Source organism: uncultured Modestobacter sp. (assembly GCF_947486615.1).
GTDB lineage: Bacteria > Actinomycetota > Actinomycetes > Mycobacteriales > Geodermatophilaceae > Modestobacter.
Map to the genome: position 1 here is coordinate 1 of NZ_CANKUD010000017.1, position 12,419 is coordinate 12,419.

At 72.2% G+C, this 12,419-nt stretch carries 12 protein-coding genes; all 12 read right to left on the bottom strand.

Annotation, left to right across the window (positions count from 1 at the left end; translation table 11 throughout):
* Positions 1-33: 33 nt before the first annotated feature.
* A complete protein-coding gene (locus Q1A09_RS21535) occupies positions 34-840 on the bottom strand; it encodes a hypothetical protein (protein ID WP_299960073.1) in 807 nt (268 codons plus the stop codon).
* A 2-nt stretch (positions 841-842) separates the two neighbouring features.
* Positions 843-2,132: a hypothetical protein gene (locus Q1A09_RS21540; protein ID WP_299960076.1), complete on the bottom strand. Its 1,290-nt coding sequence runs from the start codon at positions 2,130-2,132 to the stop codon at positions 843-845.
* Positions 2,132-2,440: a hypothetical protein gene (locus Q1A09_RS21545; protein ID WP_299960079.1), complete on the bottom strand. Its 309-nt coding sequence runs from the start codon at positions 2,438-2,440 to the stop codon at positions 2,132-2,134. The genes Q1A09_RS21540 and Q1A09_RS21545 overlap by 1 nt, the downstream gene beginning before the upstream one ends.
* Positions 2,437-3,057 carry a conjugal transfer protein gene (locus Q1A09_RS21550; protein WP_299960082.1) on the bottom strand — a complete coding sequence of 207 codons (621 nt, stop codon included), beginning with the start codon at positions 3,055-3,057 and terminating at the stop codon, positions 2,437-2,439. The genes Q1A09_RS21545 and Q1A09_RS21550 overlap by 4 nt, the downstream gene beginning before the upstream one ends.
* Before the next feature lie 59 nt (positions 3,058-3,116).
* On the bottom strand, positions 3,117-4,274 hold the full coding sequence (locus Q1A09_RS21555; protein WP_299960084.1) for a M23 family metallopeptidase: 1,158 nt from the start codon (positions 4,272-4,274) through the stop codon (positions 3,117-3,119).
* Positions 4,271-5,740 carry an ATP-binding protein gene (locus tag Q1A09_RS21560; RefSeq protein ID WP_299960087.1) on the bottom strand — a complete coding sequence of 490 codons (1,470 nt, stop codon included), beginning with the start codon at positions 5,738-5,740 and terminating at the stop codon, positions 4,271-4,273. Before Q1A09_RS21560 ends, Q1A09_RS21555 begins: the two co-directional genes overlap by 4 nt.
* A 47-nt stretch (positions 5,741-5,787) precedes the next feature.
* On the bottom strand, positions 5,788-7,317 hold the full coding sequence (locus Q1A09_RS22665; RefSeq protein WP_366139820.1) for an SCO6880 family protein: 1,530 nt from the start codon (positions 7,315-7,317) through the stop codon (positions 5,788-5,790).
* On the bottom strand, positions 7,314-8,798 hold the full coding sequence (locus tag Q1A09_RS21570; protein WP_299960092.1) for a type IV secretion system protein: 1,485 nt from the start codon (positions 8,796-8,798) through the stop codon (positions 7,314-7,316). Before Q1A09_RS21570 ends, Q1A09_RS22665 begins: the two co-directional genes overlap by 4 nt.
* Entirely contained in the window at positions 8,755-9,231 is a 477-nt protein-coding gene (locus tag Q1A09_RS21575) for a hypothetical protein (protein WP_299960095.1), read from the bottom strand. Before Q1A09_RS21575 ends, Q1A09_RS21570 begins: the two co-directional genes overlap by 44 nt.
* Before the next feature lie 362 nt (positions 9,232-9,593).
* Positions 9,594-9,884 carry a hypothetical protein gene (locus Q1A09_RS21580; RefSeq protein WP_299960098.1) on the bottom strand — a complete coding sequence of 97 codons (291 nt, stop codon included), beginning with the start codon at positions 9,882-9,884 and terminating at the stop codon, positions 9,594-9,596.
* 931 nt (positions 9,885-10,815) lie between these two features.
* Entirely contained in the window at positions 10,816-11,571 is a 756-nt protein-coding gene (locus tag Q1A09_RS21585; protein WP_299960101.1) for a hypothetical protein, read from the bottom strand.
* 332 nt (positions 11,572-11,903) lie between these two features.
* Positions 11,904-12,236 (bottom strand): rhodanese-like domain-containing protein, encoded by a 333-nt coding sequence (locus Q1A09_RS21590; RefSeq protein ID WP_299960104.1) that lies wholly within the window; start codon positions 12,234-12,236, stop codon positions 11,904-11,906.
* Positions 12,237-12,419 lie beyond the last annotated feature (183 nt).

Here is a 12,419-nt window from a genome sequence, read left to right on the forward strand (position 1 = left end):
CCACCTACAACGAGACAACCGCCTGGCCCGACCTCACCGCCACCGCGGCTTGACCTCCAAGCCCATGGGATGTCTGATCAGGTCGACCAGGTCGGTCGCCGGCCGGCCGGGCGACGGCACGCAGCGGGCGCGGATGTCCGGTTGGAAGAACAGGGCCATCGCCTGCTGGACGGTCGTAACCGTGTTGCCGACGGTGTCCGGGCTGCCGTGCAGCGCGCCCGCGAGCAGCCCGTCCCAGAAGCGGGCGGCATGCGGGTGTTGCTGCAGGATCTCGGCCGGCTGCTCGGCGGCGACCGGGTTGGCGACCCATTCCAGGACGTGGTCCAGGGTGCGACCGGTGAGGGCCGCGGCGTGCAGGAAGCCCTGCAACACCTTCGCCGTCTCGGCCGCGTAGAACCGTGCAGCGTTGTCCTGCCGGCCACCGGTGACCGAGCCGGTGACCGTGCCGGCGGAGAACGCCTTCGCCCGTCGTTCGGCGATCTGCGGATCAACGCAGCCAGCGATCGGATCCCACACCAGTTCCGGGATCCCCGGCGCAGCACCGAACGGGTCGAGCACCGCGATCGGACGCGGCGGCCCGCCGGCCTGGACGGGGTGCTGACGTCGTCCAGCGGTCAGCAGCAGGTCGTCGACCTTCGTCAACGTCGCCAGACCGGCGCCGCGGTGAGCCAGCAGCGCCGGAGCCAACAGGTCCAAGGTCTTGCCGGAGCCCTGCTCGCCGTACACGCCGGTGGTGCGGTCGTACCGGCACCACAGCTCGACGCCACGAGGCAGCGAGGAACGACCCAGCCGCCAGCCGACGTCCGTGGGCTCGAACCGAGACCTACGGCTTTCCCCCATGATCAGCGAGCCCGAATGGGGCCGGGCGTCCGCCCCCGCGCCAACTGCAGCTGCCCACCGGCTTCACGCGTCGCCACCTCCAGTGCGGCCGCCGTCTGCGGCTGGTCCAGCAACGCCTGATTGGCGGCCAGCGCCCGCCGCGGGAAGTCGGCCCCTGCGCGCCCACTCTCTGCGGCCCGGGCAGCCACCGCGAGCGACAGCAGCCGGGCGTTGTGCAGCGCCCCGGCCACCGGTTGCAGGTCCATGGCGTCCACCCGGACCAGCCCACCGAGCTGGTAGCCCCGCAGATAGGCGGCCACCCGCTCCTCCCGCGGCGGCACGTCGCGGGCGTAGGCCACCAGCGCACCGGTGTCCGCCCACGACCGGACCGTGCGGTACATCAGCTGGGTCGCCAAGGTCGGCAGGTGCTGGGCAGCCGCCGCGACGGCCGCACGCAACGGCTCTGCTCGGAGCGCCGGGTCCGAGCCCGGACGGTTGAGCGAGGCGTGCAGACGCAGAGCCGCGAGCACAGCCGGCGGTGCATCGTGGTGCGGCCGCCGGCTCCCGTCGTCGTAGGGGCGCAAGGCGGCTCGAACGGCCCGCCAAGCAGGTGCTGCCGCCTGCCCGGCTCCCGGCTCGGCCACCGAGTCGAGCCGCTGCGCGGCATCGCTGAGCGTCTCTGCGGCGAGTGTGTACGCGAGCACCTCCGCGACCGACGGGGACTCCGCCGCGCTGCCCGTGGCGCGCAGCAGCACGGCGACCGCGTCGGGGACGACGAGAGCAGGGTCCGAGCTCGCCGGGACCGCGGGTCCAGCCAACGGTCGGTCGAGGATGGCGCTGTCCGCTCGGGAAGGCGGCTGCAGCGCCGCGGTCTGCTGGACCAGCACCGACTGCCGCTCTACCTCGGCGAGCCACTGGGCCGCCGGGCCGGCGGGCAGTGTTCCGGCCAGCATTTGGACCAGCGGCGTGATGGTCTCGGCCACCGCCGTGGCCGCAGCCCATCGTGAGGCGACGGTGCTGTGCTCGTGGAGGACGGCGAGGGTGTCGGCCGCAGCAGCCGCGAGCCCGGCCAGGGTCGATTCGGTCGCCGGCGCACGAGCGGCCAGCTCGGTGCAGGCGGCGGCCAGCGCGGCGACCTGGTGCTCCCGTCGGTCGCCGATGGCTGGGGACACGCCGTCGCGACGCAGCTGTGCCAGCGCCCGGCCTAGCTGTCCCAACGCGGTACCCGCATCGGCGCGGGTCGCAGCGGTGGGCTCAGTGGACTGTGCGGTGTCGGCCAGGGCGTCGAGGAGCTGCCCGAGCGAGGTGGCCATCAGGGCCGTGCCCGCAGTGCCCGGCGACCGTGCCGGGCTGCGGCGAGGACATCGGGGTGCGCGAAGTCTTCTGGCTCCAGCTCACCGAGGATGTGCAACGCCTGCTCGACCAGCCGGTCGGGGTCGGCGGCGTCGGCCGTCGCGGGAACCGGTCCGCTGGGCGCACGAAGGGCAGTGGCAGCGGCGAGACAGTGCAGCTGCGCCGTCACCCCCGCCTGGTCGTTGCGGGCAGCGGCGGCGAACAGCGCTGAGGCTTCCGAGCGGGCGGCCAGTAGATCGGCGTCCAAGCCGTCGTCGTTCTTTGTCATCGGGGGATCTCCTTCGCAGCGGGCGTGGGTGATGTCTGCGTCGACGGTGATTGGGAGATCGACGGGGAACTGGTGCTGTGGACGGATCTGTGGGTACGACTGCGGATCGCGTCGCCGCCTGTGGACAGGAGGCGACTGAGGCGCTCCCAGTCGCTTCTGAGCGAGTAGAGATCCGGGCGGATGACCGTTCGTCCAGCGCGGAGCTGGTGCAGCCCGAGGGCTTGCTCGGCCTCGCTGCGGGTGGCCATCCCGCTGCGGGCATCGCCGGGACGGCGGTGGCGGACGCCCAGGACCGCGGTGCTGACCGCGATGGTCAGCAGGACGATCTCGGCGGCGGCGACACACGCGTACACCGGGATGGGCCCGGCGACCTTCCCCAGCTGATCCGGTGACAGGCCACGGCCGGGATCTCCGCTCAGGAGCCCGCCGAGGACCCGGCTGGCCATGTCGGTGCCGACCGGCCAGACCCAGCCACCGCCCCACAACGCCGAAGCAAGGCCGAGCCCGGCCATGGCCGCCAGCCCTATCGCGATCAGGGCGCCGCCGACCGCAGCGACGGCCAGCTCCCATCCCCGGCCGATCGGCTGTGGTTCGCGACGTCGGGACGGGGTCGTCACTCGCCGGCCCTCGGTCGGCGGTGGATGTTCACGTTCATTCCTGGTTACCTCTCTGCCGGTCAACCGGCGGTGACGGTGGCGTGCAGGTCGACGCCGCGGTCTGCCAGCCAGGGGACGGGATCGACGGGTGCGCCGTGGACGCGGACCTCGAAGTGCAGGTGGACACCGGTGCTGTTGCCGGTGGCGCCCTGGAAACCGATCAGCGAACCCGCGGGGACCTGCCGACCCGGAGCGACGGTGTAGCCGGAGAGATGGGCGTAACGGGTGGTGACCCCAGCGCCGTGGTCGAGCTCGACGAGGTTGCCGTAGCCCTTGAGGTTGAGGCTGCCGTCGCGATCGCAGTAGGTACTGGTGCAGGCGGCGGTGGCCACGGTGCCGGCCGCGGCGGCGTACACGGGGGTGTTGCGGGGTCCGGCGAAGTCGACGCCGGCGTGCTGGCTGCCCCAACGGAGCCCGAACTCGGAGGTCAGCTGCCCCGTGGTGGGTCGGGCCCAGCCGCCGGCCGGCACCGGTAGGGCGGGGCAGACGCCGGCCACCGCCCCGGCCGGATCCGCAGCCACCCGCTGGGCGGCGGGCCACAGCATCGCGGTGAGTTGCCGGGCGAGCGCCTCCCCGTGGGCGTAGGCATCCCCGTAGGCCGAGACCTGCACGGCCTGCGCGGCCCGGGTCAGCGGGATGGCCTCCCAGTCCGGCACAGCGACGAGCCGGGTGTAGAAGGCTTCGGCGGCGTAGACGGGGTCCATCAGCTGGGCGACGGTCCCCCAGCCGGCGGTCCAGCGCTGCTGGAACGTGTTGACGCTGTCGTGGTCCGAGCCGAGCCCGTCGTGTGGATGGGTCAGGCTCGTGGCGGTCACCGCAGCCTGCTCAGGCGTGAGCTCAGGACTGCCGCCGTCGTTGGCCAGCATGCGCAGCCGGGACTCCTGCCAGGCGGTGGCCAGCGCCACGGTGGCGGCGTACGAGCCCAACCCCCGTGCCGCGCCGACGGTGACGATGGTCTGTGCGTGGCCCATCTGGACGGCGTCCAGTGCGATGCCGGCGACGGTGGCGCCGGTGCCGGCTGTCGAGCAGGCTGACGGCGCCGATGCCGTCGGTGTGGCCGCCGCTGCCAGGACGGCCAGCGGGATCAGCAGAGTGAGCGCGGCCAGCGTCGGCAGCGCGAGCGGGACGGCGGCCTTCCACAGCCAGGCCCCCGCCATGCGTTCCGCCGTCCCGGTCATGCCGGTGTCTCCAGGGCGTCGTTGGTGTCGGTCAGGGCGACGTCCAACGACGTCCGGACGGTCTGCACCTTCGCCACATGGCTGCCGACCAGCCAGAGCGCTCGGCCCCTGGCCGCGGCAGCCCAGTCGGTGACAATCTGCTCGGCCATCGGGCTGAGACCGAGCAGGTCGGAGAGCTCGTCCCCGATCTGATCGTCCTGGCCGAGCAACACCTTGGTGGCGCAGAGATGCAGCAGGTCCTTGGCGATGGCCACCGCCTGACTGCCTGCATCTCCGACGGTCAACATGTCGGAGGGCTTGTGTGCGATGACGACCTGGATGCACCCGTCGTTGCGGGACAGGCGCAGATCGGCGTCCAGGGACTTGACCGCGTCGGTGCCCAACCGCATCTGCTTCCAGCACTCGTCACGGATGACGATCCGCAGATCGCCAGGCTCGGCCAGCTGGGTCATCGCCCGGCCCCAGGAGTTCAGGCAGGTGAGCGCCACGCCTACGGCCTCGTCACCCAGTGGGTCCAGCCGGGACAGGGACAGCGACTGGATCGGTGCGCGCCAGTCCACCGAGACGGTGGTCGGTGCGTCGAACAGGCCGGCCAGATGACCGGTGACCAGGGCTCCGAGTGCGTCGCGCACCGGCCGGGTCTCGTCCAAGAAGTGCTGGCGGCTGGCGTAGCGGCACGCGTCGACGAGTTCGTCGCTGGGCGCTCGCAGCGCCTGCCAGAGCTGAGGAATGGTCACCTCCCGCATCCGGTCGGCGCCGTCGGCGTAGCCGGTCAGGTCGCGGAGGACCTGCCCGACAGCGGTCTCTGCGGTCGGGCCGAACGGCACGTGCTGTGAGCCGACGAGGCCTCGGATGAGCAGCAGCCATCGGGAGAAGACCATGGCTGCGCGGCGCCGTGCTTCCGCCCGGGGCAGCCGGGTCCAGTCGTTGCCCAGTGGCCCGAAGTCGAGCGGGTTGATCCGCGCAGGGAGGCCGTGACCGACCGCGTGCGGCTGGACCTGCAGGGCTCGGCAGAGCGGCTCGTACTCGTCCTTGACGTCGCCGAGCACCAGCGTGCGGTAGCCGTAGGCCATCTGCCGGAGGGCGAACATCTTGACCGTCCCGGACTTCCCCCGGCCCGGAGCCCCGAAGAAGATCATGTTCGGGTTGGTGACGCCGGCGACGCTGGCGAGCGTCCAGCCGATCGGATCCGCGGAGAAGGCGCCGCCGGAGAGGTAGTCGATGCCCAGGAGCGCGCCGCCCGGCGGCAGCCCGTCACCGGCGATCAGCGGCCAGACCCCGCCGACCTGCTCTGAGGTCATCCGGTAGACGGCCAGCGGTGCAGGCACCGCCGCCCAGCCGGCGGCCTGGCCGGTCCGGCCACGTCGGCCGACCAGCGTGTCGAAGGGGTCGACGTCGGCTGGGCGAACCGGTGGCGAGAGCAACGACGGGAGTTCGTGGCCGAAGTCGGAGACGAGCTGCGACACTCCCCTGCCCCGTGTGCTCTGCCGCTGCCGACCGATGCGCCGGCTGCTCACTGGGCACCTCGGCGCCGGGGCAACCCGATCCCGAGCGGGATGCAGGCGGCAGCGAAAGCGGAGTCCTGGGCGAGGTCGAGCCGCAGCGGCTTGAACCCGCTACCGGTGACGCTGGCTTCCAGCCGACGGCCGTAGTCGGTGATGGACCACGAGGTCGGGACGGTCACCGACACGGCGACGGCCACGCGGACGAGCGCATTGCCCTGAGCCAGCCGCACGTCTTGGCCCTCGACTCGGGCTGCGTCCCGACGATGTGCCGCACGGTCCCTGAACCCACCGCGACGTCGGATCTCGGTCGCCAGCTCGGAGCTCATCGACTCGTTGCCGACCATCCGGTCCGCCCGGGTGGAGCTGATCGGTTCGAAGAACACCGTGGCGCACCGCCGCTCCCCCGCCGTCGTCGGGGTGAGGACCGGCGCGAGGGCACCCATGACCGCACCCTTATCGGGCAGCAGGACGGTGCAGGTCGCCGAGTGCCAGGCGTCGTGCACGTAGTGACGCCGTTCCGGCGGAGGCGCTGCGGTCGGCCCCGCAGCGGCCATCGGCAGTACCGCGGCGATGCTCGAGTCGGTGCTCACGGCCAGCTCGGCGGTCGCCAACCCGGCGCGGTCACCCGGGGCGAAGCCGGTGCGGATGGCCGACGCGAGCCCGGGAGAGTCCAGCCAGGTCACGCTCGAGCAGCCGACGGGTCCGATCAGCCGGGCTTCGATCTCGCTCATGACGCCATAAAGCACGCGAGCACGGCCGTCGACGCCGCCTCCGGCTTCCCTGGCCTGGCGGTGGATCCGCCGTTCCGGCACGACCACCGTCACGAACGCCTCGTGTCGTACCCCGGCCTGGGTCATGACCGCTGCGAGCTCGGAAGTGACCGCCCGCGCGAGCGGTGGGGCGTCGGGGCGCAAATGGGTCTGTTGCCACGCGGCGCGTTCGGCGCCGTCGTCGGGCAGTGTCCGGACCTGCAGGGCGACGACCGACACCAGCTCGGTGGTGGCCGCGCCCTCCAGCAGCTCGGCCAGTCCGACGCCCATCCGCGTGCGAGCGGTGGTCTCGGAGATCCCGATCCCGGGGTGAGCGATCCGAGCCACCACGGCCCAGGTCCGCTCCCGGTGGTCGGCGATGACGACCGGACGGGCGAGCAGCGGACCGAAGAGCGGACCGTCGTGGGTCCGGATGCCAGACAGGACTCCGGGCAGATCGGCGTCGTCCAGGTCGGCGGCGGTGCCAGCGGCAGCTCGGGACTGCCAGTCGGTCCACCCCAACGCACCGCCGACCCCACGGAGCAGCGAGTCCAGCGCCCAGCGGAACGCGGACCGGCCTCGGACGGGAACGGCCAGCAGCACGGCCAGGACAGCCCAGGCCGGTGCCCAGGCCAGTGCCAGCAGCCATCGATTCGCACCGGCAGCCAGCAGCATGGGCAAACCGGCAAGCCCGACGCCGATCCAGGTCCGAGCGCTGAGCCCACCGAACCAGCCCGGTTTGTCCTTCGACCACGACCCGTAGCGGACCGGTCCGGCTGGCGCGGTCACAGCGCCACCACCGCAGCAGCCTCGGGAGCCGCGGCGCCGACGGCCGGCTCGGCCTTCGCCCAGTTCACCAGGCCTCCGCTCCGGGCCGGTGGCTCCGCGGGGATCCCAGGCCCCCCATCCGACGGGGATGTTGCTCGCGGAAGATGAGGAAGGGTGCCTTCCCTGCCGTCTGCCGAGCCGTCGGGAGTTCCAGCACCTCGACCAGAGCCTGAGCCGGTGGCGGCGTCCGCCTGACCGCTCCCGCTTGCGCGTCGGCTGCTGCGCTGGCCGGTCGGCGTCAGGCTGTGGCCGGGGTGTCCGACGCCGGTCGAGCCGAGTACGTCCGAGGCGACGTCGACGGCCCGATGGGCAACCGAAGCCGCCGCAACCGTGCTGGCGCCCACCGCCGAGCCGACCGTCCCGAGCATCGAGCCGAGCCGGCTCGCTGACTGTGCTTCGGCGGCGACCTCTCCCTGCGAGCGTCCATCGCCGCCGCTCTGCGCAGCGGCACTGCTTCCCGACGCCTGCTTGCCGCCGGACAGGACCCCGGACAACCCGCCGGCACCACCCCACGACTGCCGTAGCGCGGACCCCGACGCGGTGCCCGGGTCCACGAACGCCAGCAGCCGGAAGAGCACGAGCGGACACAGGGCACCGATCGCCACCATGATCGCGCCGATCACCGCAGCTCCTGCGGCCTGTGCGGTGGAGTCACCCGCGCCGGCGACCACGCCGGCGGACAGCTGCACGCCGATGCCCAGCACCAGGGCCGCGGTCGGCGCGATGAGCAGGCATGAGAAGAACCAGCGCACGCTTTTCCAGAACCACGCCTTGGTGCTGTCGTTGAGCAACCCGGCGGCCGCGATGGGCGCGGTGGCGACCAGGATGATCAGCGCGGCCGCCCGCACCAGCGAGATCACCAGGTAGAAGAACGACGCGGGGATCAGCAGGAGCAACGACGAGAGGCCGAGCACGGTGGCCGCCGTTGCATCCACCACCTCGCGCGGCCACGAGCTGCCGGGATCGAACGCGGACAGGCTGTCGACCTGCAGCATGGCCTGCAGAATCCCGCGGGACAGGCCCGCAGCGGCAGCGACGAGGCCGGCGACCACCCCCAGGTAGCCGACCCACACGAGTCCGAACTGGCCGATACCGAGCAGCACCCGGCCGAGGGACTCCCCGTCGCGGCGGACCAAGGCCACGGTCAGCTGGACGAACATCATGGTCGCGGCGACCGAGGCACCGAGCCACAGCGTCGTCGGCAGCACCGCGCCCATCGGCCCGTCCGCCGAGACGTCCGGCGTCGTGAACGCATCGATGACCTCGAAAGCCAGGCTGAGCAGCCAGAGCCCCGCCGACCAGATGCTGACCATCGCAGCCGTCCAGACGTCCGCGACCGCAGCGGAGGCCGCGTCCCCCAACCAGTTCAGCGGGTTCAGGTCGACGGCCAGGACGTCGTCACTCATGTCGAAGGTCCCGGTAGCCGACGCTGGAGGCGGCATCGGTGCCGGGCCACACCGACGGCGGCGTGAACGGTTCAGCGCCCGGCCCGATCAACCACCGGTCGGTCTGCCAGACCATTCGCTGGCAGTCCGCCACCGCCCCCCGGGCAGTCCGTTGCAGCGTGACGTCGAGTTCGAAGTCGACACAGGGGATGACGAAGTCCGACCCGACACTGCCCTTGATCAGACCCATCAGCGGCGTCAGCACGACGGCGAACTGCGTCGAGCCAGCGCCGGACAGACCCGCGGCATCGAGGAGTCGTCCGACCGCGCGCACACCGGACCAGCTCGTGGTCGTCGGACCGCCGGGCATGGCCCAGGCGCTGATCACGGCACGTGCGCCGGCCAACGAGCCGGACTGGAGGGCAACCTGGTCGATCGCGGCCAGCTGCGCCAGCGCTCCTTCCGGGGTGTTGGGGAAGCCCGTCGGCACACCGGCCGGTCCGATCCTGGTTGCCGGGGGAAGCAGGATGGGCGGGCCCGGATCACGGTCCGAGACAGGCCCGGGGTGGGCAGCCGACTGCGGGACTTCCGGCATCGGCCTGGCGGCCAGTGAGTCCTCGAGTGAGGTCCGGTCGGTCGCCTCGGAGGCTGGTGCGGCTGCGGACCCGGCCGCGTCGCCCGCACGATCAGAGCCCGTGGGCCCGGACGCTGGGCGGACGGTGTGCACCACAGCCAGCACAAGACCTGTTGCCAGGACTACGACCGCGACGACTCCGCCGGTCAGCAGGGCACGCATCTTCCGTCGTGACCACGGAACACCGTGCGGCCCACGGCCGCTCCGACTGCCCAGCATCAGCAGCCGGTCCCGACGATCGAAAGGACGATGACGTACCCGACGACGTAGAGGATCGCGCCGACCAGGCAGATCAGGATCCCGTCCATCCCCAGCCGGGCACCCCGGGGGTGGTGGGTGACCCGGCCCCAGATGAGCATCCCCACGCTGGCGAAGAAGCAGATCGCCAGAACGGCCAGGACGCCCCACTTGACCCAGGACTGGATCTGGTCGGCGTAGACCTGCATGCCGGGTGGTGCGGCCGGGCAGACGCCCGCGGCCATCAACGAGTCTGCGAGCCGGACGGTCATCGGGATGCTCCTGGGCGAGGTCCGGGGCTGGTGGTCGTGACCGACGTCAGCGCGCCCCCGGGTCGCCGGGAGCTCAGAAGTAGGAGCAGCGCGTGGCCGGCCGCCTGGACGGACCTGGGCAGTGGGTGGCCGGTGAGGCCGGTGACCTCGAGTCGCCGCTCGAGAGGAACGGCGACGACCCGTCCGGCGAGGCGCAGAGCACGCAGTCGAGGACCCGAGCTGGCAGCGACCTCGCCGGGCCATCGGCCGGCGCCGACGGCAGCGACGACGACCTGGTCTCCCAGCTGACCGAGGAGTGCTTCCGTCAGGCGAACACCGGGGACGGTGGGCCGGCAGACGACGACGGTGTGTGCGCGGTCGACGGTCCGGGCGGCTCGACCGTCAGCGTTCAGCCCGAGATCGAGGACCGTCACCCCCGCGTGATCGCCGGCCGGCACCGGCCAACCGCCCGGCAACGCATCCGTTGCACGTCGGTCGATGGTGACGGTGGACCGGAGGCCCCGGCGCCAGGCCCCGGTGCCGTCGCTTCCCAACTCCGTCGATGCTGCGGCCCCGAGGCCGGAACGGGCGGGGTGCGCGTTGTCGATCAGGTGCGCTGGTCGACCAGTTGCTGCAGCAGCATCGCTGATCGCCAACGCGACAGTGGATGCCCCGGCACCAGCGTGCCCCGCCAGTACGGTGATCCAGCCGGTCGGCAGGTCGCTGTCACCCCCGGCCCGGTGCCTCCCCGGTGTCCTGTCACCCCGACGGGACTGAGGCTCGGGAGGGATGTCATCCCTCGCGCCGGCGCGAGGGGTGACCTGCCCTGCCCGCAGTGCCCGCAAGGCCTGCTGCAGCTCGGCGACGGCCAGCGGGCGGCCCCCGTCGGCAGGGTGCCCGGCATGGGTGCCCTCGCTCGATCCCGTGCCCTCGAGGGCAGTCGGCAGCGTGCTCACGCGACCGCCGCCAGGTAGTCCCGAGCGACGATGCGCAGGGCGGCGATGGTCCGGTTCCTCCGGCGGTAGAGCGTGCGGGTGGAGATGCCGTACTCGGCGGCGACCTTCGAGTCGCCACCCTGCTGGCGGTCACGGCCGCACTCGGTCGCGATCAGCAGCTCCAGGTCCGCGGCGTCCACCCCGGACCGGACCGCCCACTGCAGCAGGTCCGCGACGTCGACGTCCTCAGCTCCGCCGTGTGGGTCAGCGGGGATCAACCGGGTGACGTCACCATCGACGGTGAGGAACTCGCCGCGTTCCGGGTGGCGGCGGTCTCGCGGTCGCAGTTCGGCGAGCACCGCACGACGGGTGTCGGCCCGCAGGTTGGCAGCCACCGCGCGCGGACGGCGCTGCCACGGGTAGCGCCGGATCTGACAGGTGAGCTCACCGACCACCACGGGGACGATGTCCGGGCTCAGGTCCCGCAGCTGCCGGGCCATCGTCCAGACCAGCCCGCTCAGCAGGTGCAGCAGCAACTCCAGCGCACCGCCGTCACAGCCGCCGTCGACTGCGGCCAGACGGACGAGTGCGCCGAGGACGGCGTTGCTGCGCTCGTGCTCGCTGGTCTCGGAGCAGGCAGCGACGAGGTCGGCGACGCCGGTGATTCCTGCGAGTGCAGGCTCGGTCGTCGCCCATCGCGTCAGGACGGCGTCGCCGTCGAGTCGGGCGGTGAGCGCCGGCCAACTGCCGACGATCGTGGGGTCGTGGAACATCTGTGGCGCCTCCGGCATCAGTGCGATGCCGTCAACGCTCCAAAGAGACGTTCAACGAGCCGTCACCCCAGATCGGGGTGACATCCAGCCGATGGTGGATGACGCCAGTTCCCCCGGCCGCCTCGGTGGGCTGCCCGGCTACAGACCGTCAGTGAGCTGCTGACGAAGGGCGGCCACGCCGGAGCGCCTCCGCCCTGGCCAATCGCGTGTGCCGCACTCGATCGGCATGTCACCACTGGTACCGGTTCGCTCCACAGCGAAGGCGGCAGGCGCGGCTGGACGGATCGGGCTCGTGACCGGCGTGCGCTCGTCCGGGCTGGGCACGGTAGGCGTCAGCTGATCTCGGTGGCGCCGCCTGCCTCGGTGAGGTCGGTGAGTGCGCCCGCGTCGGCGATGTCGGTGAAGCCGAGGTCGGCCATCTGGGCTGCGGCGGCGGCGGAGCGGGCGCCGCTGCGGCAGTAGACGACGTAGGAGGCGGCCGGGTCCAGGGCGCTCACCTGGTCGGCGAAGGTGTCGGCGCTGACGTCGATGTTGACAGCCCCCACCAGGTGGCCGGCTCGGTACTCATCGGGCGTGCGTACGTCGATGACCGTGGTTCCCTGCTGCGCCGCCAGGGCCAACGCTTGGGTGGGGTCGACGAGGGTGACTGCCGCGCTGGTGCTCATCGTGGTGCTGGTGGCCGCCGTTGGATCCGCGCTGGTGCTCGAGCAGCCCAGTAGAAGGACGCCGGAGGTGAGCAACAGTGCGGTCGTGACGGTGAGGCGCCGTCCCGCTGCGGGCGCAGGGTTCGCTCCGATGGTGATGGTGAGGCTCCTGATGGTTTCTCGTGGTGCTGGCACTGGTCCACA